This window comes from Nostoc sp., assembly GCF_036916575.1.
Taxonomy (GTDB): Bacteria; Cyanobacteriota; Cyanobacteriia; order Cyanobacteriales; family Nostocaceae; genus Nostoc.
This window is the reverse complement of the sequence record NZ_JBALGC010000016.1, coordinates 65,236-89,575: the sequence shown is the minus strand read 5'-3', so window position 1 is coordinate 89,575 and position 24,340 is coordinate 65,236. Positions and strand designations below refer to the sequence as shown.

General features: G+C 44.9%; 19 protein-coding genes. 5 read left to right on the top strand and 14 right to left on the bottom strand.

Annotation, left to right across the window (positions count from 1 at the left end):
- Positions 1-102: 102 nt before the first annotated feature.
- From V7L29_RS05295 to V7L29_RS05285, 3 genes are all read right to left on the bottom strand, one after another.
- Positions 103-267 (bottom strand): hypothetical protein, encoded by a 165-nt coding sequence (locus tag V7L29_RS05295; RefSeq protein WP_334734766.1) that lies wholly within the window; start codon positions 265-267, stop codon positions 103-105.
- On the bottom strand, positions 239-1,111 hold the full coding sequence (locus V7L29_RS05290) for a prolyl oligopeptidase family serine peptidase (protein WP_334734765.1): 873 nt from the start codon (positions 1,109-1,111) through the stop codon (positions 239-241). Before V7L29_RS05290 ends, V7L29_RS05295 begins: the two co-directional genes overlap by 29 nt.
- Positions 1,112-1,272: 161 nt before the next feature.
- On the bottom strand, positions 1,273-1,443 hold the full coding sequence (locus tag V7L29_RS05285; RefSeq protein WP_334734764.1) for a hypothetical protein: 171 nt from the start codon (positions 1,441-1,443) through the stop codon (positions 1,273-1,275).
- A 181-nt stretch (positions 1,444-1,624) separates the two neighbouring features.
- Here V7L29_RS05285 and V7L29_RS05280 point away from each other — a divergent pair, with 181 nt between their 5' ends.
- Positions 1,625-2,842 carry a lipid-A-disaccharide synthase-related protein gene (locus V7L29_RS05280; protein WP_334734763.1) on the top strand — a complete coding sequence of 406 codons (1,218 nt, stop codon included), beginning with the start codon at positions 1,625-1,627 and terminating at the stop codon, positions 2,840-2,842.
- Positions 2,843-2,924: 82 nt separating this feature from the next.
- Positions 2,925-4,661, top strand: a complete 1,737-nt coding sequence (locus V7L29_RS05275; RefSeq protein ID WP_334734762.1) for an ABC transporter ATP-binding protein — start codon at positions 2,925-2,927, stop codon at positions 4,659-4,661.
- A 305-nt stretch (positions 4,662-4,966) separates the two neighbouring features.
- Here the strand turns inward: V7L29_RS05275 and V7L29_RS05270 are convergent, their stop codons facing one another.
- From V7L29_RS05270 to V7L29_RS05245, 6 genes are all read right to left on the bottom strand, one after another.
- Positions 4,967-5,809, bottom strand: a complete 843-nt coding sequence (locus V7L29_RS05270) for an oxidoreductase (RefSeq protein ID WP_334734761.1) — start codon at positions 5,807-5,809, stop codon at positions 4,967-4,969.
- An 804-nt stretch (positions 5,810-6,613) separates the two neighbouring features.
- A complete protein-coding gene (locus V7L29_RS05265) occupies positions 6,614-7,822 on the bottom strand; it encodes a NupC/NupG family nucleoside CNT transporter (RefSeq protein ID WP_334734760.1) in 1,209 nt (402 codons plus the stop codon).
- A gap of 337 nt (positions 7,823-8,159) precedes the next feature.
- On the bottom strand, positions 8,160-9,557 hold the full coding sequence (locus V7L29_RS05260) for an ATP-binding protein (RefSeq protein ID WP_334688574.1): 1,398 nt from the start codon (positions 9,555-9,557) through the stop codon (positions 8,160-8,162).
- A gap of 90 nt (positions 9,558-9,647) precedes the next feature.
- Positions 9,648-11,312: an FAD-dependent oxidoreductase gene (locus V7L29_RS05255; RefSeq protein WP_334688575.1), complete on the bottom strand. Its 1,665-nt coding sequence runs from the start codon at positions 11,310-11,312 to the stop codon at positions 9,648-9,650.
- Positions 11,313-11,376: 64 nt separating this feature from the next.
- Positions 11,377-11,586: a hypothetical protein gene (locus V7L29_RS05250; protein WP_334688576.1), complete on the bottom strand. Its 210-nt coding sequence runs from the start codon at positions 11,584-11,586 to the stop codon at positions 11,377-11,379.
- Positions 11,587-12,219: 633 nt separating this feature from the next.
- Positions 12,220-12,387: a hypothetical protein gene (locus tag V7L29_RS05245; RefSeq protein WP_334688577.1), complete on the bottom strand. Its 168-nt coding sequence runs from the start codon at positions 12,385-12,387 to the stop codon at positions 12,220-12,222.
- 394 nt (positions 12,388-12,781) lie between these two features.
- Here V7L29_RS05245 and V7L29_RS05240 point away from each other — a divergent pair, with 394 nt between their 5' ends.
- The 3 genes from V7L29_RS05240 to V7L29_RS05230 all read left to right on the top strand — a co-directional run bounded on the left by V7L29_RS05240 (position 12,782) and on the right by V7L29_RS05230 (position 15,704).
- Entirely contained in the window at positions 12,782-13,561 is a 780-nt protein-coding gene (locus V7L29_RS05240; protein ID WP_334734759.1) for a cysteine hydrolase family protein, read from the top strand.
- A 129-nt stretch (positions 13,562-13,690) separates the two neighbouring features.
- Positions 13,691-14,146: a cupin domain-containing protein gene (locus tag V7L29_RS05235; RefSeq protein WP_334734758.1), complete on the top strand. Its 456-nt coding sequence runs from the start codon at positions 13,691-13,693 to the stop codon at positions 14,144-14,146.
- A 214-nt stretch (positions 14,147-14,360) separates the two neighbouring features.
- Positions 14,361-15,704 (top strand): IS4 family transposase, encoded by a 1,344-nt coding sequence (locus V7L29_RS05230; RefSeq protein ID WP_334734757.1) that lies wholly within the window; start codon positions 14,361-14,363, stop codon positions 15,702-15,704.
- 318 nt (positions 15,705-16,022) lie between these two features.
- Here the strand turns inward: V7L29_RS05230 and V7L29_RS05225 are convergent, their stop codons facing one another.
- The 5 genes from V7L29_RS05225 to aepX form a co-directional block, all read right to left on the bottom strand.
- Positions 16,023-18,203 (bottom strand): HEAT repeat domain-containing protein, encoded by a 2,181-nt coding sequence (locus V7L29_RS05225; RefSeq protein WP_442944133.1) that lies wholly within the window; start codon positions 18,201-18,203, stop codon positions 16,023-16,025.
- Positions 18,204-18,816: 613 nt separating this feature from the next.
- Positions 18,817-19,293, bottom strand: coding sequence for a hypothetical protein (locus tag V7L29_RS05220; protein WP_334734789.1), 477 nt, complete (start codon positions 19,291-19,293; stop codon positions 18,817-18,819).
- Positions 19,294-19,797: 504 nt separating this feature from the next.
- Positions 19,798-20,871 (bottom strand): 2-aminoethylphosphonate aminotransferase, encoded by a 1,074-nt coding sequence (locus V7L29_RS05215; RefSeq protein ID WP_334734755.1) that lies wholly within the window; start codon positions 20,869-20,871, stop codon positions 19,798-19,800.
- An 84-nt stretch (positions 20,872-20,955) separates the two neighbouring features.
- Positions 20,956-22,122: a phosphonopyruvate decarboxylase gene (gene aepY / locus V7L29_RS05210; protein ID WP_334734754.1), complete on the bottom strand. Its 1,167-nt coding sequence runs from the start codon at positions 22,120-22,122 to the stop codon at positions 20,956-20,958.
- A gap of 358 nt (positions 22,123-22,480) precedes the next feature.
- Positions 22,481-24,136, bottom strand: a complete 1,656-nt coding sequence (gene aepX, locus V7L29_RS05205; RefSeq protein ID WP_334734753.1) for a phosphoenolpyruvate mutase — start codon at positions 24,134-24,136, stop codon at positions 22,481-22,483.
- Between the last annotated feature and the right edge of the window lie 204 nt (positions 24,137-24,340).

The window sequence follows — 24,340 nt, the reverse complement described above, 5'->3', positions numbered from 1 at the left end:
ATTCAGCAGCTTCATACTTACACAAATTTTAGGGCAATTTCTTCCACTTTTAGATTTAATCTAGCTAATACGCTGATCTATCCTTGCTGCCACAGGGACAGCTTATATCGTTGCCAAAGCCACTACAGCGATCGCCTGTGAGATCATAGATTGGCTAGTCTCAGTGGGATGGGGTGTTGCAGCAGCAGCTTCTGTCCATCTGCTGCGCTGAAGTGTTGGGCGGCTGGTGCTAACATCTTCAAAGATATTGCTTGAACCAATCAGCAACGACCCTCTCAATTTCAACAATATCTGCTTGTTGTTCCGGTGAGGAGTTCGATGTTAGATCAATCGCATGTCTCAAATGTTGGAATACTCTCAGTGACAACCTTTCAGGATGACTGAGCTGCTGATACTGAATTTTGAGTGCATCATGCAATGCTTCTACATCATCTAGATTGAATGCTTCATCTTGAACACCATGCACAAACAGGATTGCAGGAAGTGGATCTCTTTGAACAATTTCCTTTGAATGAGCAACGAAATCAAGACGATTTCTGGCTGTCTCAGATTCCTCAGACCATTCATACTCTGGCTTCAGCCCAGGATACTGCTCAGAGAGCATTTCATAGGATGACTGGGTAAATCGTTCGTAAGTCGCTACTGCTGCTGAAAGGTCTTTTGTGACACCCGTAAGGACAACAGATTGAATTGGAAGATGACTTTCTGCAAGGGTTAAAAGTGCAGCAAGTCCACCTGCGGAAAAGCCAAATAAACCAAGGGGCGAGTTCCTGTCTAAATCACAATGCGATCGCAATGCCTCAATTACCTCTGGTAACTCTTCTACCGCTTGCTCAACTACAGGTAAAAGCAGTTGCAGCACATAGTCTTCCATCTGTCGGCGCATCAGATCTTCAACACCAACTGACCGTTGACCAAAAAGCGGCAACCCTAAATAGGCTTTCCAAGCTTCGACGTGTTCTAGAGCAAACGCCTCCGCAATATCAGCCTCACCGTTAGGAGAACCAAAACCATGCCAGAACAAAATCAGAGGAGTGTGACGATCACGGTTGGCGGGTGGACGCAGTAGCAGCGGAACGCCAGCGACCTTTAAGGTTTCTAGACTGGGCATCAATACCTCCAGCGTAAGTTATTGTTCCTTCACGAAAGAATCTAACTTGGTCTGTTAATAAACACTATCAGTCTGATGCTAGGAGCCAATGCTGGGCAAGGAAGTTAGGCAGCACTGGCAGCCCTAAACCTTTACTAAAAGTCATTGCCAGCCAAAAAAAACTAGAAGCGCAAAACTAGATTCATCCACTTTTGATACTCATTCATCCACCTTTGATACTCATTAACGAGTCTTTGATACTTGTTCATCCACTTTTGATACTCATTCATCCACCTTTGATACTCATTAACGAGTCTTTGATACTTGTTCATCCACTTTTGATACTCATTCATCCACCTTTGATACTCATTAACGAGTCTTTAATACTCGTTCATCCCCAAATGATCAAAGCAATTGCTAATAATTCCCAAATTGCCGACAATCAGCCCAAGGTACGCTCATCAATAATGCTACCAGAGCCATAAAATAAGAAAAAATTCGCTGTTTTTTTTCTTTTGCTATCCAAATACCAAGATGCCTTCTAAGCGAATCTTATTTATCAGTAACGGCCACGGAGAGGACAACCATACCTCTCATGTTATTCAAACCCTGCGTCAATCGTGTCCTTCTCTTGACATGGCAGCAATGCCGATTGTCGGGGAAGGAAAAGCTTACCGCAACTTAAACATTCCGATTATTGGCCCAACGCAAAGGATGCCCTCTGGGGGATTCTTTTACATGAAGCGCCTCTATTTGCTCAAAGATTTTCAATCGGGATTGATTGGGTTAACCTGGCGACAATTACAAGCGGTGTTGGATTATGCTCCCAATTGCGATTTGATTATGGCTACTGGGGATTTTATCTCTCAGACATTTGCTTACTTAACAAAGCGCCCCTTTGTCTCCTTTATCTCTTGTCTTTCTGCCCTCTACGAAGGGCGGTTACGACTCAATCCGCTTTTGTGGCACGACCTCAATTCTTCTAGATGTCTGGCAGTTTTCACCAGGGATTCCTATACGGCTGATGACCTGCAACGGCAAGGTATAACTAAAGCTCAGTTTGGTGGCATTCCGGCTTTAGATTGGCTCGTTCCTGTTGGCAAAGACTTGCACCTGAAACCGAACCAAAGAGCGATCGCTCTTTTGCCAGGGTCACGGATGCCTGAAGCTGCGCGAAATTTCTGTTTGCAGTTGCAACTGGTGGTAGAAATCGCCAAGGTGATGCCTGAATTAGGATTACAGTTTCGTGCAGCCTTGATCCCGGATTTGATCGAACAACTGGACGACATTGCCAAAAGTCAAGGTTGGCAACATCAGCAAGGCGTACTCAGCTATTCTCCTCCAGGAAGTTCTGCTGACGAATCACCGCTTGTGGAAGTGAGATGTTATTCAGATGCCTTTAATGACATCCTATGTTACTCTACCCTCGTCATTGGTATGGCAGGGTTGGCAGTAGATTTAGCTGTAGCGATCGGGAAACCTATCATCCAGATTCCCGGAGAAGGCCCTCAATTTACCTATCGATTTGCAGAGGCGCAAACACGGCTGTTAGGCATTTCTGCCCAAACCATCGGCACCAAGCCAGCAACCCCTGAGATTCTCAAGCAAGCAGCTCGACGAGTAGTCGAGACTTTACAAGATTCAGACTACCTGATTAAGTGCAAAGAAAATGGCCCTGAGCGATTTGGCCCGCCCGGCGCATCTGAGAGAATTGCCCGCTTTCTGCTAACCTATCTAGGAGAAACAGAGTAGAAATTACTGCTGCCAAATTTCAATAATGAAGGTAAGGCATACTTTGCGGCGTTGCCAGAATATAAGCATACAAAATTGAACTATGAAAGTCCGCTCTAGCTACTGGCAACTGTTGCCTTATCTGTGGCCCCAGTGGCCGCTATTAATTCGGGGATTGGCTTGTATCTTAGGATTTGTGTTATTCACCCTAGCAGTGCCCTATTTAGCAGGTAAGGTCGCTTTTTTTATTGGCCAGGGAAATGTTAACCAGATTGCCTACTGGCTCGGACTAGCCACTTTAGTATTTTTGGTTCGAGGGCTTTGTCAATACGGGCAGAATGTCTTTATGATAGCTGCTGCTCTGGAGATGGTTTTAAACTTGCGTAAGCGAGTTTACGCTCACCTGCACAAACTCGGATTGGATTACTTTGAAACCACACAGACGGGAGACCTCACTTATCGCCTAACTGAAGATATCGACCGGGTAGGCGAGATTGTTGATAAGTTATCCCATCAGTTTCTTTCCAATCTGTTGCAGTTAATTGTAATTCCCATTTACATGCTTTACTTGAATTGGCCGCTCACGCTTGCGGGTTTGATTTTGGCTCCCTTCATGGCTTGGTTAATAGGGCTATTTGGTCAGCGATTACTTGTACTATCTCGCCAGAGTCAAAATCAGGTTTCCAATTTGTCGGCGCTGCTAACTGAAGTATTTGGCGGGATTCGTGTGGTTCAGGCTTTTGCAGCCCAAGAGTATGAAGTGAAGCGATTCAATCAGGAAGCAGAACGCAATCGCCAGGCTCAGTATCGCACTCAACAACTCAAATCCATTCAGTTTCCCGTTGTCGGTTTTTTGGAAGCAGTTAGTATTATGCTGCTATTTTTATTGGGAGGATGGCAGATTTCTCAGCATCAGCTGACAGCTCAAGGGTTTATCAGTTTCTTGGCTGCTGTGGCTTTACTGATTCAGCCAATCGACCTAATGATTAGCAATTACAACGAGTACAAACAGGCCGAAGCTTCCGTAGAACGCATCTTTGAACTGATGGCAAAGCAGCCTAGCCTCAGCGAAAAATCGAATGCTAAGGAACTGCCGCGAGTTGCTGGCAAGGTAGAGTATCGTCATGTCAATTTCGCCTACAATCCTGGCCAGCCAGTCCTCAAGGATCTTTGCCTGCACGCTTCTCCTGGTGATGTGATTGCCTTGGTTGGTTCTTCTGGAGCAGGAAAATCGACGTTAATTAACCTTTTACTTCGCTTCTATGACCCCCAGGCGGGTGAAATTCTGATTGATAATATAGATATCCGCGACGTTACACTCACCAGCCTGCGCCGTCAAATTGGGATTGTTCCCCAAGATGTTACCCTTTTTTCGGGAACGATCGCCGAAAACATCGGTTACGGTCAGGAAAAATTAGATTTAGCAGCGATTCAAGAAGCAGCAAAGATTGCCAACGCTCACTCCTTTATCACCCAGTTTTCTCAGGGTTATCATACGTGGGTGGGCGAACGTGGAGTTAACCTATCGGGAGGACAACGCCAAAGATTAGCGATCGCCAGAGCGATCGTCAACAATCCGCGAATTCTCATCTTGGATGAGGCCACCTCTGCCTTGGATTCGGAATCAGAAGCACTAGTTCAAGAGGCGCTGGAGCGAGTCATGCAAAACCGTACCGTGTTTATTATTGCCCATCGCTTGAGCAGCGTTCGTCGTGCTAACTGCATTCTTGTAGTAGAACAAGGACAGGTGGTTGAAGCTGGTACCCACGCCTCCTTACTATCTAAGGAAGGACGGTATGCCCGTTTTTACGCCCAACAGTTTTACTCTACAGATGAGTAGGGCATTGTCAATCAATTTTGGATTTTGGCAGCAATTCCAAATTCAAATTTTGACAGGAGGATCAACTGGGGAGAGGATAGAGGTTCAAGAGTGAGAGCAGAAACACAGAAGCTACTTCAGACCTTGACTGGGAGTCGTGAAGTGCGTCTTGGTTCAATCATACGAAGCATGATCGAGCTTTCCTCTTACCCATTTGGGTGCTTCTCAGGTGTGGTATCAGTAACGGAATCGGGTGCAACGCGATGATCAGTCTATGAGCAGCTTCGCACAGCGATTCTCTCAAGCCTTAAGTTGCGGCTACTGTTTCATTCAAATGCAGTGCTAATCGAAAGAGGGTTCCAAGCTTCGAGTTCAGCTTTCATCGCGTCGAGCTTTTGCACAATCCCATTCGCTGAATCTTCGCCGAGCGCTAATCGCATGGGTGGATCGTCGCTTTCAACCACTTGAATCATCGCGGCAGCAGCTTTTGCTGGATCGCCGGGTTGGTTACCATGCAATGACCGTATGACATCGATCATCTTGCCGCTGGTCTCGGCATAGTCTGTGATCGGATGCTTTGGCGTGACCATTGATGAACCAGCACCATTCGTCCGAAATGCTCCCGGTTCGATCAGCGTCACTTTGATGCCTAAGGGCTTGACTTCCTGTGCCAACGCTTCCGAAGCTCCTTCGAGCGCAAACTTGGTTGCACTATAGACCCCAAGTCCACTCAAAGAAGCCACACCAGCAAAAGAGGAAATATTGAGAATGTGACCACTGCGTTGCTCCCGCATGGTCGGTAGCACGGCACGAATCATGCTCAATGCACCAAAGAAATTCGTTTCAAATTGCTGTCTAATGTCGTCGTCGCTCAATTCTTCAATTGCGCCCATTGCAGCATAACCTGCATTGTTAACTAGGACATCAATGCGATCGTACTGATCCAATGCCGACTCGACCGCAGCTTGAACGTTTTGTAGATTCGTCACATCTAGACGAACCGGATGAATTATCTCTGGGTATTGTTGAGTGAGATCATCCAGTTGTTCGGGTTTTCGAGCCGTGGCGACGACGCGATCGCCTCCTTTGAGAACAGCCTCAACTAGCGATCGACCAAAGCCACTAGAGCTACCTGTAATCAACCAAACTTTAGCATCAGAATTTGTCATGATTTGTTCCTTGTGAATGTAGAGTGAGGTAAATGAAGGATTGGAAACGGCGATTGTCCGTCTTTTTGAGTTGCGATCGCTTTCTGCAGAACAGCAACGGCAGCATCAACGGAGTGAACCTTTGTACAGTCATGTTATGGCTCTTTGATATAGAAATTTAAGAATAGGGTATGTTGCCATTGTTTTCCTCTCTAATTAGGCTGATCGTTGAAGCTCAATCCCAAGAGTTGGTATAACGAGACACTTGCAGCAATTCCAAATTCAAATTTTGACAGGAGGATCAACTGGGGAGAGGATAGAGGTTCAAGAGCGAGAGCACAAACATGGAAACCCTGCCCCTCATCTATATTTGATATGAAGTCTGGCTGATCATTAGGGAGCATCCCAAATGTGTAAAAACATATTTTGTCATTGCGTTCGCCCTTGGCGTTCCCGCAGGGTACGTAATGAAATGGAGCGTTCGCGGAGCGTCTCGTAGAGAAGCAATCGCAACATCTAGACTTTGCGATTGCTTCATTCCGCTACCCTTCGGGAACGCCAAGGGCGAACGCTTCATTCGCAATGACAATAGACCTCTTGCAAAAGTCCCAAAATCAGGTATGTCATTCTGTTCGCGCAGCGTTCCCGCAGGGTACGAAACGCAGTGGAGAGAAGAATCTCACTAGATGTATCGCTCCGCTTAATATGACAATTTAAGCATTTATGCAAGAGGTCTAATCTATTATCTTGGTAAATTTGCAAAATTGGGATGCTCCCGATCATTGGAGGTGTCCGCTGCGGAATTTTGATTTGGAGATTTCTTTTTCAAATCAATATCCCAGCAATACAAGCGGTGATAAAACCTGCTAGCAATCCGCCAATCATTGTCCTTACACCCATGCGAGCTAAATCATGCTGACGATTAGGCGCTATCCCAGTAATGCCGCCAATGGTAATACCAATTGAACCGATATTTGCAAAATTACATAATGCGTAAGTCGCAATAATAATTGCACGTTGGGAAATCTTCCCACTTTCAATTAGTGCCTTCAAATCCAAAAAAGCAATAAACTCATTGAGAATTGTCTTTGTACCCAATAAAGCCCCAACTTGCCGACAATCAGCCCAAGGTACGCCCATCAGCCACGCCACAGGAGCCATGAGAAAAGATAAAATCCACTGTAATGAGAGTTGCTGTAGACCCACAAATGCGCCCAACCATGCCAGTAACGCATTCAGGGCGGCTAATAATCCTAAAAAGGCAATAATCGTCACCCCAACATTAACTGCTAACTTTACACCGTCAAGCGCTCCGGTAGTAGCAGCATCAATTACATTTACATAATTGGTTTCTACATTCACTTTTGCCTTACCAGCCGTCTCGGATACTTCTGTTTCTGGGTAAAGTAATTTTGATACCAGCAACGATGTGGGAGCTGTCATAAAGAAGGCAGCAATCAGGTGTTCTGCTGGTATGCCAAAGGAAAGATACGCTCCTAGTACTCCACCGGCAATTGTGGCAAAACCACCCGTCATCAAGGCATGGAGTTCTGATTGCGTCATATTCGCTATATAAGGTTTAACCATCAGCGCTGATTCTGTTGGCCCCAAAAAGATGTTACCTGCACAAGATAAAGATTCAGAACCGGATGTTTTCATCGTCTTGATCATTACCCACGCCACCAGATTTACGATTTGCTGTAAAATGCCGTAGTAATATAAGACGCTAATAAAGGCAGAGAAAAAGATAATTGTCGGCAACACTTGGAAAGCAAAGAAATGATCCTTAAAATTTTCTCCAAAGACAAATTTAGCACCGACATCAGAAAATGCTAAAAATTGGCTGACAATATCTCCCAGAGATTTAAACACATTTAAACCCCAAGGAGTTTTAAGAATCACTAGCGCAAATGCAAACTCCAATCCCAAGCCCCAAGCCACTATTCGCCAACGCACCGCACGCCGATTAACAGAGAAGGCGTAGGATATACCAATAAAAACTAAAATTCCTAACGCAGAAATGACGCGTTCCATATTGACTCCCGTCCATGTATTGCTAAGGCACTTGGTCACAAAGCATACACAAAATCCGCCTGGTTTTGGGGCTTTTTAGTCAATTACTAAAGTTTTAATCCTGTAAAGATGAATTTAGCGATCGCACATCAAGTTATTGTAGAAAAACATCGTGCCACTCTGGAGGTTAATTCTGTACTTGACTTTTTACGGTACTAAGCTGTTCCACAAAAACCAAAGTATATATTGGGCGCGCGAGACGCCCACCCCACAATAAATGTACAATTTCAGATTATGCAAACTAGATGTGGTTTAGCTTATTTCCAAAAATCTTTGCAACAAATAAATCGATTGTGATTCATTGATTTGATAAGGGTAAGCAAATGGTGAAACAAGTTCTGCCTGGCTGCGACTCAAATGAGAGCGTACCGTGATGGCGATTTTCTATAATCCGGCGAACGGTTTCCAAACCGAGTCCTGACCCATGCCCCACTGATTTGGTGGTGAAGAAAGGTTCAAAAATGCGGGTTTTAATTTCAGGTGGAATTCCACTACCAGAGTCAATAATGTCAATATGAGCAAAGCGATCGCAATGGCTAGTTGTAATTTTCAGCAGTCCCTTACCATCCATTGCATCAATAGCGTTGTCAATTAAGTTCGTCCACACCTGATTAAGTTCACTGCCATAGGCAAGCATTTTCGGAAGCTGTTGATCGTAATTGCGTTCAACTTGGACACCACATTTGAGTTTATGAGCAAACAATCGCAAGGTATCTTCCAAGCCTTGATGTAGATTTACTTCTTGCTGAATGCCTTGATCGAGGTAAGTATAAGACTTCATCGCTTGCACAAGTTCGGAAATCCTCTGAGATCCTCGCAAACCATGTTTAATCATCGACATGACTTCAAACGAAAGCGATAGCCAGTGCAATCCCATTTCTCGCAATTCGGTGTCGTCGTTGCGCCAACGTTCCATGAGCTGCTCCAGGGTTTCGACCTCAATACCGCCTTCTGCTAAAGGTTCCGCTAATTTCCATGCTTGGTTCACACCATAGTCTTCTAACCATTCCAGCAATATGGCTTCGCGATCGCTTGATGTCACAGGATCTAGGCGATTATTCAGAATCACATCATAGCCCTGATCGCGTACTCTCAACCAGTGTTGAGTATGCGCTTCCTCAACATTACGTTGCCCATAAACTAAGTTCATTCGTTGTAACTCTAGGATGGCGGCTGGCATTTCCTTTAAAGTCCGAACCAGGGCTGCGGCTGGGTTGTTGAGTTCGTGAGCTAGACCAGCGGCAAGTGTCCCTAAAGCTGCCATCTTTTCCCGCCCACGAATGAAAGACTCTAGCCCCCGGACACGACGTTGCATAATCCGGAAAATCATCCGTTCAAAATCACGACATTCATGCAGCAGTTTGCAAAAGTCTTCTCCTTTTACTTCATAAACGCTGCAATTTGTCAACGCCCGGAATGTCACAGGTGCAGGTTCATCTGTGAGTACTGGAATTTCACCAAAAAAAGATGGGGCTTCGTGTTGCCCGATCGGAATTTCAACTCCTTCTGTGCGCCTGGTGATATTAATTTTACCTTTAACTAGGATAAATAAACCGCGTCCAGGGTCTCCCTCATGCGCCAACATTTCTCCAGCGCTAAGTTCAATTGTTTGAGCGCGATCGCAAACCCACTGCAATCGCTCTTTGGGAAGCTGTTGAAACGGGTCTAAGTTAATTAATTCCTCAACACATAACATCAATGAACCTCCTTAAAAGGGCAGGGGGGCAGGGGAGCAGGGGAGAGGGTTGCAGATTTTACTTAAACAGCTTAGTATTCGCCGCTTCAGCTAAACATTACTTAGGTAACGGTGAACGAATTGAATGGCGATCGAACCTTCTCCCACACCGGATGCTACCCGCTTAATTGAGCCGTAACGCACATCTCCAGCTGCAAAGATACCAGGAACGCTGGCTTCTAATAGGAAAGGAGAGCGTTCCAAATGCCAACCTGGGGGAGATTTGCCATTATGCATCAAGTCGGGCCCCGTTAAAATAAACCCCTGAGTATCGCGTTGAATAACGCCATCAAGCCAATCTGTTTTGGGGCTAGCTCCGATGAAAATAAACAGCGATCGCACCGGCACGGTTTCGGTTTGTCCAGTCTTGGCATGGGCAATCACAATTGCTTCTAAATATTCCTCTCCCTTCACTTCCACGACGCTGCAACCTGTGCAAACTTGGATATTTTCAGTAGCGGCAATTTGGTCAATCAAGTATTGCGACATACTCGATGCTAGTGACTCTCCCCGCACCAATATGATCACTTTGCTGGCATACTTAGAAAAGTGCATTGCTGCCTGTCCAGCAGAGTTCGCCCCGCCTACCAAGTAAACCTCTTCGTTGGTACAGGCGATCGCCTCAGTCATGGCAGCACCGTAGTAAATTCCTGCCCCTGTCAGTTTCTCGGCTCCTGGGACATTTAACCAACGGTAGGAAACGCCCGTTGCAACTAAAAGTGCATGGCAACTAATCTCGCTGCCATCCGCTAATTGCAGAACCCGATAAGGATTTTGCAGTCGAACCCCGGTTACTACTTGAGGTGTGAGAATCTCCACCCCAAATCGCCGCGCTTGGGTAACTCCCCGCCTTGCCAAATCACTGCCACTCAAACCAACAGGAAACCCTAGATAGTTTTCAATCCGCGAACTAGTGCCTGCTTGTCCCCCTGGCGCTTCACGCTCAATTAAGACAGTACTCAATCCCTCAGAAGCGCCATAGACGGCGGCTGCTAGTCCGGCAGGGCCAGCACCCACGATCGCCAAGTCATAAAAGGGGCGCTCTGCCTGAGTTTGCAGTCCAATTTTGGCAGCAATCTCTAAATTGGATGGTTGAATTAATCGGGAACCATCGGGAAACAGCACCAAGGGTAATTGCTGTCTACCATCAGCTTGTGCGTATTCCACCAGTTTTGCGGCATCTTTCGCCAGTTCAATATCCAACCACTTGAATGGAATTTGGTTACGCGCCAAAAAGTCTTTCACGTGATGGGAAAAAGGCGACCAGCGATTACCAATGACTCGAATGCCTTCAAAGGGTGGGCGGAATGCTGATAGCCAATCATCTAGCAAATCATCTAAAACAGGATATAGCCTCTCTTCTGGTGGATTCCAGGGCTTGAGTAAGTAATAATCCAGTCTGGCACTATTAATTGACTTAATGGCAGCATCCGTATCTGCATACGCCGTCAGCAAAGCACGTTTCGCGTCAGGAAAGATGCCTTTTGCCTGTTCCAGGAACTCCACACCTCCCATTTGAGGCATACGTTGATCCACCAAGAAGAGAGCAACTGCTTCATTCCGTAATTTTAGTTGCTGCACCATGTCCAGAGCAGTAATACCGGAATCTGCCCTGACAATCCGGAAGCGATCGCCATACTGATGCCGCAAGTCTCGTGACACTGCTTGCAGCACTTCTGGATCATCATCGACGGTTAAAATTGCTGGTTTCGCCATAATTACTATTACTCAACAATTGCAGTGCCTAGTCGTTATCTTCAAAAATCTGTCGTCAAAATATTTACTGTTTAACCAGTTGCTTTAAACGAAGGTATGCCTCTTCTGGTGTCAGTGGTTGTGATTGACTTTCATTAGGAATATAGAATACCCAGGTATCAGGAAAGTAATGCACCACAAAACTTGGAATCAAACCCGATGTTAATGCTTGCTTTGCCAATTTCTCAGTTTGTTCCTCTAAACTTAGTTGGTCATGAAATGAGTGTTCAGCCATACTTTTTCATCTCCCTGCACTTTATTTGACCCTGGAAGAACGTTCAACACCAGCATTGCACAGAATCACTTCAGATGATTTACCATTCACCATGTTCCAGAATGAGCTTGAGAATATTTTGCTAGTAGACTCCGCAAGATACTATCTAATGGCGTATCCCAAAACCCACTCATGCGGTATTTGTCCCCAAATAATTTCAAATATGCTTTCGTAGAGAATCATAAAACTATTTTGGTCATTCACGTTAATCTGAAATTGGATTGAATAAAGGAGTAGGGCATTCCTTCCGGGAAGCAACGCGATTTTGTGATCATTCTGCGTACAAGGCAGGAGGCAGAAGGTATCCAAGACTTAAGCTTTTGACTGCTTGACACTAAAGCACAGTTGAGCGGCAGCAAGTAACCTCAAACTCTTGCAAACCGAAGCCAGTGGAGTGTTCGCGGTAGCGTCTAGTAGAGAAGCAATTGCAAAAACTGAAATTACTTCTCTAAAAGACGAAAGCGCGAATACTTCGTACCCTTCTCTTGGCAAAGACGCTACGCGATTGGGTTCTCCAGAGGCTCATCAATTTATTTTTTCTGCTCATTGACCTCTTGTTTTAGTTGCTGAAACCTAGCTGTAACACCACCATCCTTAGAAATAGCAAAGTCCTTTAGTACAGCGGGCGCGTAAATAGCACAAAGTCGAGCCAGTCGCTTGGGCGGGTTTCCCGACTTGGGCGTTAGCGTAGCGGTAGCGACGCAGAAGCGTCACTGGCGTTGAGCGGCGGTTCCCGCCGTTGGCGTAGCCCGCCTTCAGCATCAGTTAGCGCAGCCTCTTCGTTAGCGAAGCGGTAGCGTTCGCGCAGCGTCTCGTAGAGAGGAACGAGCGTCCGCAGGAGCGTCACTTTGCAAGACGAGCAGACTATTGAAAAGCCCTAAAGAGCTTATTCCATAATACTTTTGAATGAGTGACTTTTGCCTTGCGGTACTAGTCTATTGAGCAAACCAGAGTTAAATAATAAAACAATGGCAATGACTATAAACGCCTACGCACCATCTACAACCTGTACATCTACTGTTGCATAATTATCACGGACGGCAATCAATACATTCTGGATGGTGAAACTTACCATATTTAACCTTGATTAAGTAATTGTATTTTCAACTAAATTTCAAGTTACAAAATAGAAAATGGTGTTGGGTATTGCAATTTTATGAATTTGCCTTTTCGGACATTGGGAGTTGCGCCAAATGCGTGGACAGTGAATGATGCGATCGCAGATATCACTCGTCCTCAAAAGACCCCACAACCCGTTATTTTATCAACAGAAACTAAAACCCTGCATTTAGACTTGGCAAAAACTGCTATCCTCGTCATTGATATGCAAAACGACTTCTGTCACCCTGATGGCTGGTTAGCGCATATCGGCGTGGACGTAACTCCAGGGCGTCAGCCTATTGAACCTTTGAACAACTTACTTCCAGAACTGCGTGAGGCTGGTGTTCCAGTCATTTGGGTAAATTGGGGGAATCGTCCCGACTTGCTCAATATTAGTGCTGGTACGCGTCATGTCTATAATCCCACAGGTGAGGGTGTGGGATTAGGCGATCCACTGCCAAGCAATGGTGCTAGAGTACTCATGGCAGGTAGTTGGGCAGCGGCAGTAGTAGACGAACTAGAACAGATTCCCGAAGATATTCGTGTAGATAAATACCGGATGAGTGGGTTTTGGGATACACCATTAGATAGTATCTTGCGGAATCTGGGAAGGACAACATTATTTTTTGCTGGTGTTAATGCTGATCAATGTGTGCTAGTCACATTATGTGATGCCAACTTCTTAGGATATGACTGCGTGTTAGTTAAAGACTGTACCGCTACCACTTCTCCTGAATATTGTTGGCTGGCGACATTGTACAACGTCAAACAATGCTTCGGTTTTGTCACTGACTCGCAAGCAATTTTAACAGCGCTGCAAAAGAGTGAGGAGTAGGAGAGACGCGATTAATCGCGTCTGTACAGGTGATGAAAGTGATTTAGACATACAACTAACAACTGAATATTCAGGACTTGGATTTTAGGAATTTTCATACCCATCAATAACTTCAAAGGGGATAAATAAATGAACGCTACTCGTTGTGTAATTCCGGTGATCAAATCTCCCAAAGATTACCAAGTATATCGCATCAGTCCCAATGACTCTAATCGATTAGCAATTATCTTTGATTCGACAAATGCTAATACTTCCTTGACTTGCTGCATAGAAATTTTTGATGTTGGTGGACAAACACCGCCAAATCGCCATCAGTGGGCAGTGGAAATGTTTTTTGTTCTCAAAGGGGAAGCGATCGCTATGTGTGACGGCAAGACTACCACGATCAAAGCTGGAGATAGTTTATTGGTGCCTCCCACTGGGACTCATTTGATTAAAAATACTGGTTCTACTCGTTTGTACACGTTAACTGTTATGGTTCCCAATGAAAACTTTTCGGAATTGATTCGCAGTGGTATTCCGACGGAGCTAGATGCAGAAGATATGGCAGTACTGGGGAGATTAGATGCTTTGATGCCTTGTTAAAGATATTTGAAACTTCTCTCTAAATTTCTTTCCTACAAAGCTACGGTGTACACACAAGTTTTGCCGTAGCTATATCTTTATTACAGCAGTTTTCATGTATTTGAACCACATCTATCGTAGGGGCACAGCAATGCTCATTGGTGTCAACTTAAACAAAAAGTAAGCAAAAGATGTAATCTCAGAACATCTTGATTGATGTTCTTAGTGATACATCATGAGCACAAAACGTCCAGCGCGAAAAGGCAACCCAGACCTGCGGCAACAAAAACATGTACCAGCGCCACCAATCGAAGAAATTGAAAAACAACTATATTCATTGCTATCACCAGCTAGCTTCAAGCCACTCAAGTTATATTCAGACAAGGACGAAAAAAAACTGCGATCACGGATACTAACATTGCCTGTAATGATGGCAGTAGTATTAAGTTTGGTATATCGGCAGATAGCCGGATTAAGGGAAGTGCAACGAGTACTCAACGAGGAAGGATTATTGTGGGTAGGTCGAATTGAAGTGAGTGCTCAAGCAATATCAAAAAGACTTAGAACACTACCAATAAAATTGTTGACGCAGATTTTTGAGCAAGTAATTGAGAGAATTCAACAGCCAGATAACAATACGGCTATAGAGCCAAAATGGCTCCATGTGAATCAAAGATTTACAGCCATCTGGATTGCCGATGGTTCGACCTTAGAAGCACTCACAAGGAAACTCAAAGCACTCCAAGACACAGAAAAAACTGTGGCAGGAAAAATAATGATGGTGGTGACAGCATTCACTCACAACCCAGTCACAGTCTGGTATACGCCTAACAGCACAGCCAATGATAAAACTTGGTGTGACAAGTTACTAGAACACTTGCCAGTGAATGGATTATTAATCTTTGACTTGGGATTTTTTAAATTTCCTTGGTTTGATGAATTCACAAATGCCAACAAGTTTTTTGTCACAAGATTGCGAAATAAAACTGCCTACACAGTACTTTGTTGTTTGAGTAGTGGTCAATTCTATCGTGATGAAATTATCAATATGGGTGAATACCGCTCGAATCCTTGTCAGCAGCAAGTCCGCTTAGTTTCTGTGTTGTGGGGTGCAACTTGGTATTACTATCTGACTAATGTAGTTGACCCACAAATGTTATCTGCACAGCAAGTCTGTGAATTATATCGTCGTCGTTGGCGTGTTGAAGACGCATTTTTGCTGACAAAAAGGCTTTTGGGTTTGGCTTATATCTGGGTTGGTGATTCCAATGGCGTACAAATCCAAATTCTGGCTACTTGGATTTTTTACGCTGTTCTCAATCAATTATGCATTGATGTAGCGTTCGCGAAGCGTGTGCGAAGCACTCTCGCTCTCAACCAACCCTTAGACCGCATTTCTACAGAAATGGTCTTTCGTGGCTTATACCATTTTTCCCAAGCTGTTATCCGTGGTGATGCTAGTGATGCTGTTCCTTATCTTGTGGAACGTCAAAAGCTGTTTGGATTAGTCAAAACCAGGCGTAAGCGTCATCGACAGATTGACGCTTACACTCAACAAATTTGGGCTTTATCTTCTTAAGTTGACACCAATGAGCAATGCTGTGCCCCTACCGCGTGGTCTATTTACCTGAAAATAGCTGTAATAAATGAAATCTCACATTGCGCTTCTATCCCGCCTCCCCTGCTCCCCCTGCTCAAGAACAGCCTGCCTTAACAGATATAGCGGTTCTCGAATGGATGCAATACACTTTGACCTCTCTCCAAACCTCTCTCCTAAAAGGAGAGAGGCTTTGAATTTTATTCCCCAACGCTAGTAGGGAAGGGGCTGTTCTTGTTAGGTCTGTATTACACTTAGCCCAGAAGCGCTATAAATTTCCACAAAGCCAAGCGTATTGCACTATCTAGTCCGCAACAACTGCACGAAAGTATTACTCACCGTGTTGTCTTTGGTGTCGGCGGCGTATTGAATCAATTCTTCCCGCAGTTTTTTGGCTGCATCTATCTCAAGTAAGGTTGTTAGCAAGAAATAAACGCCACGAAATCGGGGGTCGCCCATTCTATCAACTAATAGTCCTTCGGCAGCATCAGTTTCGCCGAGAAAGTTTTGCACGAGAAAGAAGTCCATGATTTTATCGTGGCGGAAGTACCATTCTTTCTGAGCTTCGCCTTTTTTATCTTGCCACTGACGGCTGACTACCATTTTGTATTTCTCGTCTGACAAAGACATGGCAACTTGGAAAAATTCATCTGCGGGTAAAGCTTGTTTGTCTTCGAGTCGCATTTGGTAGACGGCGGCTGAGAATTTTTTTAAGGGAAATTCTTGATTCCATTCTTTGAGGTATTCTGCCGCCATTAAATTGTATTGCTGTTCTTGTAGGCGAAACAAGTTTGGATATTTACCTTGTGATAACATCAGCGCTACCACTGTTAAATCCATTGGATTGGAAAGAGTTCGTTGGGCAGCGTTTAACTCTTCTTTGGCTTGCTGGTTATTGAGGACTTCTGTTAAATAATTGGTGCAGGCTTTGGCGTAATCATCGCCTTGAACTTTGGCATCTTGGGGGAGTCGCGGCTGACGGGATATCAAAAATTCTTGAATTTGTTGTTGCTCAAGGGGTTGCAAGTAGTATATTTTTGCTGTTGAGGGCGGTGTCCACTCTAGGGGCTGGGTAGTCATTATAATGTTGCCCCGGAAATAGCTTTCGACAAACTGGCAGATTTTTGCCCGTGTGTCGGCGGTGACTTCGTTGAGTCCGTCGATGCAGATGTCAATCGCACCACTGTAAATCAGGTTTTTTAGGAAGTCGGCATCTTTGGCTTGGCCGTGTAGCTTGTCTTGGATTGCCTCAATTACGCCTTTATTACACTTTTGGGCGGGGAGATAGACAAGAATTCGCTGGGAGTTTTTGACAAGATGGCGCAAAAACATCGACTTGCCTAAACCAGAATCGCCTTCTAAGACAATTTGCCCTTTGATACTGGGTAATGCTGTGGTAACTGGAAGGATTTCTTCGGAATTGGGAATTTTAACTCTGGACTCTGGGAAGTATGTTTTGTCATTAAAGTTATCTAAGCCGGCATCGGCTAATAGAGAAGGCTGGAACGGCTCAAAGAGTTTGCGGCGCAGGAAGGGAACCCAGGCGAGGAGAAAGCCGACATAGCCGATACCGAGAATTCGGCGTACCCACGGGTTCCAAAAGAAGATGGCTTGGACTTGGGGGAATTTGGGGTAGGCAAAGATCAGGGCTAGCCAAAAGGCAGCATGAATGAGGATGGTGTTTCTAGCAAGGACGAACCACCGCCACACTTTCAATTTATCTATTGCTGACTGCACGGCATTAGCGTTGGTAGAGTGGACTTGTTCCAGGTTGCTGTAATGGTTTTGCAGTAAGACAATATTCTGTAATTTCCAAGTCACGTTTTTGTTAGTTGTAACTTCCGAGATTTGCTTGGCTAAGTCGTTGCGTAAGCGTTCTAGCCCTTGACTACTATTGCAAACTTGCAGGAATACGTTGAGGGTTTTGACGCCTTCATCGTGTGTGAGCTTGTCAGGAACTACTTGAGGAGAGCCAAGCCATTTTAGTAGAGTTTTCACCTCCTCAGTGCCTCCACTCAGGAAATAAGTAAGAAAACGCCAATCTAGATATTCTAAACTTCCAGGTTCATAAACATTATTCAGAATTACAATAACTTCCTTTAACTCCAGTTTTCTGATCTTGCCCAATGCCACTGCCGCACGTGACCGAAGGTTGGCGTCCACCTTTTCATCCTTGAGGAAATTGAGGATGTCAGGGACGTAGTTAGCCGCCGCTGACCCCAGGTTGCCCAATGCCACTGCCGCACCTGAACGAACGTCGGGGGACACCTTTTCATCCTTAAGGATTTTGGCAGCTTTTTGAGCAATTTCCTCTGGCTTCTTGCCGACAGATTTTAAATCTTTGAGATTATATTCACCTAATTGGTAGAGAGCATATTCCTTAACTTTGTCGTATCCATCATCAAGGGCTGCTGATATACCGTTAATTTGCCAATCTTGGGGTTTGGGTTTAGGTTTTTCTTTGGCGCTTACCCAAGGCAAACAAAGGAAAAGAGTTAGAAGTAGGGTAAAACAGAAAAGGAAAAAGAGCGAGAGCTTGCTGGTGTGACGGGGTATGGTGAGCATAATTGGGGGCAAGGCGGCAGATTACACGCGGTTATGGGTATAATAACAACCTTGCAATTTCTAATTCCTGATTGAGAGTCTTTAATGCTTGGGGGCGAGTATTAAAGACTCATTAACGAAGCTCTGAGGTTCATTCACAAAGCTCTGAGGTTCATTCACAAAACTCTGAGGTTCATTCACAAAGCTCTGAGGTTCATTGACGAAGCTTTGAGGTTCATCGACAAAGCTCTGAGGTTCATTGACGAAGCTTTGAGGTTCATCGCCGAAGCTCTGAGGTTCATTAACGAGTATTAAAGACTCATTTAACGTAAATTTAACAAACCTCTTGCTGCCTTGAACTTTAGTTCAAGTCTGTCCCTCTCTGAGTCGGAGCTACAGTGTACACACAAGTCGAAAATATTAGTCTGTCAAGGAATAATTGACGAGTACATTCTCTGTAGAGACGGCGATTTATCGCGTCTCTCTAACGTGCCAGTTTTTAGACGCGATAAATCGCGTCTCTACATGAGGATCTGGCAATGTTTACAGGTTATGAATCAGATGCAGGTTTTGTAGGTTTACTTTTAATCGCTTTAAACCGTTCACCTAATTGTTCAGCAATAGTTTTTAATCCTGGAGTTTTCTTAGCAGCTGTCTTGACGTAATCATAAACAGTCAAACTGCTACCCATTGCTTCGCTACCGACTGCCATTAAAGTATCATCTACTTGTTCTGTCAGTTGTCGCAGTCCAATCAACAGTTCGGTGAGGTTAGCGGCTAGTTGATAATCCCGGATAAACTCATCTAAATCAAAGCTGGCTGGTAAGATTTCCTTGTTAGATTGGGCAGCAATCAGGCTAGTGTTGACAAAAGCTAGTCTTTTATCGCCCATCTTAAATAACTTGCGTCGTTCTTCTGCACTTAGAGTCACGAGAAAAGGCATCTTTGCTTGGATAGTCGCAAAGGCTGCTTTAATTTCTTGGATATCTGCTGGAGAAAGGGAGGCGGTAATGTTTTGGTAAGCCATTGGATATTTACCGTAATGAATCTGTTTGTTATGATTCCCACTGGTAAATGCGATCGCACATCTCAACGTCAACCTGACTTTTCACGGTATTTAGTAGTTTACTAGCACTTGTGTGTACACCGTAGCCTACAAGGACAGGACTTATGCAAAATTATGAAAAAACGAACCGCAAAGGACGCATTCGCGCAGCGTCTCGTAGAGAAGGACACAAAGAAATAAGAGTTTCAGAGAGTTTTTGCGTAAGTCCTAAAGGAGAGAGACTTTGAATTTTCTCCCTTCCCGCGTCGGGAAGGGGGTTAGCAGGGTGGTTTCATACAAGCAGAGAAAAACTAAAACTGGGTTTCAAAGCCTCTCCCCCCGTGGGGGAGAGGTTTGGAGAGAGGGAAAAAGCCATGCTACTTTCACGAGAAATCAAGACTTATGTATTTTTCTTTTTTCGTATGAAACCACCTTGCGCGTCGGGAAGAGGGTTAGGGGGTTAGGTTTCTGAAGTGAAAAGTCAGTTCACCGAATAATTTCCTTAACAACAACAATAAAGCGTTCCATATCAGCGTGGGTAATAGCTCCCATTGTCGAGACTCGGAAGATAGATTGAGCTAAATTTCCCTGTCCAGAATAAATGATATAATCTTGTGCTTTCAGTTGGTCGTGAAATTCTTCATAGCTAAAACCGTTTGGCAAATAGTAGGCATTTAAGACAACGGATGAACTGCCAAGAGGAAGTAGGGGTTTAATTCCAATTGAGGCTAACCCGTCTTTAACTAAGCTGGCAAGTTGGTTGTAATGGCTGTGTCTGGCACGCCAACCCCCTGCTTCTGCCATTTCTTGCAAAGCTTCTGTTAAAGCATAAAATGTCTGTACTGATTGCGTAAAAGGTGTGCCGCCTCGGTCTTGCTGCTGGCAATAGGTTCCTAAATCTAAATATAAGGTGCGGGGGATTGTGTCTACTGAGGGCAGTGCATCCCGTCGCAGGATGACGAAGGAGGTTCCTGGGACACCATGCAGACATTTATTGGCTGTCGCAGCGCAAGCGGTGATTCCCCAATCTGCAAAATTCAGTTCCTCGGCACCAAAGCTGCTGACTGCATCCACTAGGAGTTTGATGCGGCGTTCTTGACAAATTGGCGCAAGTTCCTGCAAATTATTTAGGCGACCGGTAGTAGTTTCGTGATGGACGACAGCAAGGTGGGTGATGTCGGTGTTTTCATCCAGGAGTTTGACTAAACCGTTGATATCTATTTCGGCATTCCAGGGATGAGAAAGTGTGATGTAATTAATGCCGTGGATTTTGGCGATTTTGGATAGTCGTTCGCCATATACACCGTTTTCAATTACTAGTAATTTCCCATCTTTGGGTACTAAACTGCTGATCATCGCTTCCATCGCTGCGGTACCAGAACCCGTGAGGAGAACTGCTGCCCAGCGATTGCCTTCAAGATCATAAACTTGAAGTAGCTGTTCGCGGATTTTGCTTTGAAGTTGAGAAAATTCTACTTCACGATGACACAAATCGGGACGCAACAGGGCATTTCTGACGCGATCGCTCAAATTGACGGGGCCGGGATTTAGTAAAATCATTAGCAAAGAGACGTGATTAATCGCGTCTGTACAGGAGTTAGGAGTAGAGACGCGATTAATCGCGTCTGTACAAAAGTTAGAATTTTATTGGCAGTTGGAACCAATATGTTTCATGAAGCGTTGCAAAACTGCTTCCGGGGTAATATTGGGTCGGGGTAACTTTTCTAAAGTTCCGGGACGGATTTTCAGATGAGCGAATTTAGGTTTAGTGTTGGTATCTGCGGTAAATAAGGCATCTAAAAGGGCGGGGTCGTCTCCGGCTAATGTAACGCCATAACCGCACGCTTCGGCAATTTTGGCAAAGGAAATACCCGCAGAGACTGTGGCTTGTGCGCCTGTGGAATCGTGGACTTCATTATCTAAAAGAATATGGATCAAGTTAGCACCGCCATAAGTGCCGATAGTAGCAAAATTACCCATTCGCATCAGTGCTGCCCCATCGCCATCAATTACCACTACCTTCAGGTCTGGACGTGCTAAGGATAGTCCCAATCCCATTGAGGAAGCACAACCCATTGACCCGACCATATAAAGATGATTGGCGCTGTCTTTGCTGGCGAAGAGTTCGCGTCCCGTGTATCCGGTGGTGGCAATTACTACAGTGTTTTCGGTATCGGTAAGTTCCACAATCCGAGCCAATGCTTCGCTGCGAGAAACGCGTTGTTCTTTGTGATCCCGAAAAAAGCTTTGCTGAATATGAGCGCTACTACTATTTTCTCGTTCGGGGATAGAAGAACGGGTGAGTGCATGGGGTGCAATCGCTCCTTTACGCATAATTAGAGCATAAGGACAGCACTCTTGTTGCATGTAGGCTGTAGCTCTTGTCATAACTGGTTCTATTTCTGCTGCGTTTGTGGGAAAAAATTCCCAAGGTATAGTCATTGTTTGCAACAATTTATCTGTGATTTGCCCCATCAGTTGATGTTGCGGTTCATCTTGCAACAAGCGATCGCCTCGCAGGGTACAAATCAGCAGCAGCGGAATCCGAAAGATATAATTTAAAGAGGTTAGCGGGTTAACAGCATTCCCCAAACCAGAGTTTTGCATCATTACTACGGCTGGTTTACCAGCAATTGCTGCTCCGGCTGCGATCGCCACAGCATCTCCCTCATTGGCTGCGGAGATATATCTAAGTTGAACGTCATTGATGACGTAGTTAATAAAAGGCGTCAGAAAAGAACAGGGTACGCCAGTGTACCACTCAAAGCCTAGATTACGCGCAGCTTCTACAAATTCCTCTGCCTGGAGCATAATTAAAAATTTACAGTAATTTTTGAGATAGGGAGCGGGAAATTGAGAGGAAAGATTATTACTTCGACCTTTGAACTCGGAAGTTCGACCTTTTTACTCGGAACTCCGACCTTTTAGCTCGAAACTTCGACCTCTGAACTCAGAACCTCAACCTCAGAATAACGTGAGTTCGACGGCTTATGTGGTGTTCGCCTAACAAAATAAATCAAAAAACCTCTCCCTGGTTTTACTACGCAAAACCGTCCCTCTCCGAATCGGAGAGGGACAGAGTTGAACTTTAGTTCAAGTCAGGGAGAGGTTCATTGAACTCACCTCAGAATACAAAGCCTCAAGCTTAGAACTCCTAACTCTCCACTCCCTATTGTTTCAATTGAAAAGCAAGGTCAAGATCATCTAAAGAATTAACATCTAACCAGTTACCACGAATATAAAGTACCTTGATCGGTTTCCCTTGCTCGATTAAATAATTGCATAATTCTGGCAAACCCAGACTGTTGAATTCCGGTCGTTTTTGCAATTCATTGAGTGCTTCACTCAGCCACTGTCTACCTTGACTCCGTAGGCGCAGCATCCCAATCCAGCGACCGCTAGATTTCCCCAATTGCGTTTGCATTGTTTTAGAAACGTTCAACAGCTTGACATCCTGTCCAAACAGAGAAAGGTCGTCTGGAATTGAGCAATAAGCGTAGTCAGGTGAACCGCTAATAGACTTGCTGTTGGCCACAGAATCAACCACAGCCACAATTTCTCCGGGACATTCTAATAAATCCCGCAGGATGTAGCTTCTAAATAGTAAATCGCCGTAAAGCACCAGCATTTCGTCGCTGAAGCTGGTTTGAGCGCAGGCTAAGGATGCTAATTCTCCTGTTGTTTCATAATCTGGGTTGCGGATGACTAAAGTCCCCGGAACATCTATAGTTTCTGCTTTGTAACCCGCGACAACGGTAATATCGTTGATGGCAAGTTTTTTGAATTTGTCCACCAATAACCTAAGTAAGGGTTTACCTCCAAGGGGTAACATTACTTTTGGTTTATCTTGCGTTAACCCTGCTAATTCTTGGCCTCTGCTAGCAGCCAAAACGATCGCTTGGGTATCGTGGCGTCCATTGTTGAAGTAGCGTTTTTCAGCTTCTTGGAGTTCATCAGCCCCCTGTAGCCGGAAAATTTCTTTCACAGGCGCAATATCATCTTCAATGTTGATTAAAGTTTCGCTGGCTTTGACTTCGCGGGCGATCGCTTGCATACTAGCAACAGCAGCTCGAATCAGATGATTTGCCCAGATGACTAAATTAACTTCAGCTTTGCGAAAGACATCGGTAGCAGTGCTGTAATATTTGGTCGGTATAATCACTAACGGGGAACGGCCCGCCCACTCTTTGGCAAAGGCTAGCACTTGGTCAGGACGCGATGATTTACTGTGAATCAGGATGGCGTTGGCTCCGGCTGCATGGTAAGCTTCAGCTCGGCGCATTGCCTCTGAGAGATCCCACCCGGCAATCAAAGCTTCGAGTCTGGCGACGATGCAGAAATCTGGGTCTGTCTGACTATCCTTGCCTGCCTTAATTTTGCCGCAGAATTCATCAATATCAGCCAAAGCTTGGCGACTACCGTTGATGAAACTGTTGGTTTTGGGAAAAAGCTTATCTTCAATACAGACTCCAGCAATACCTCGCTGTTCTAACTTCTTAACTAGGCGACGCATATTATTAAAGTTGCCATAACCAGTATCCCCGTCTAATAAGATGGGAATGCTTGTGACATCAGACATGAACTCCAGCATTTCTACAACTTGAGTCCAACTGGCTTCATTATTATCTCGAACGCCATATTGAGCAGAAAGGGCGAGTCCACTGCCCCAAATTCCTTTAAATCCAGCCTCTTCCACAATGCGGGCGCTAATCCCATTGTGAGCTTCCATGATGAAGTCGAGTTGAGGCGATTCTAGTAATACCCGCAGTTGGGCACACTTACTTAATTTTGTAGCGTTGTCAATGGGTGCAAATATTTGATGCATCTATTCTGCTTTTCTCAAACTATATAATATAGGGGTTCTCAATTGGAATACAGACCTAACAAGAACAGCCCCTTCCCTGCAAGAGAAGAGGAGTAAGATTCAAAGCCTCTCTCCTAAAAGGAGAGAGGTTTGGAGAGAGGTCAGACTGTAATGCATCCATAGACGCGTAGCGGCTTCTCGCAGGGTACGATAACCGCTATGAAT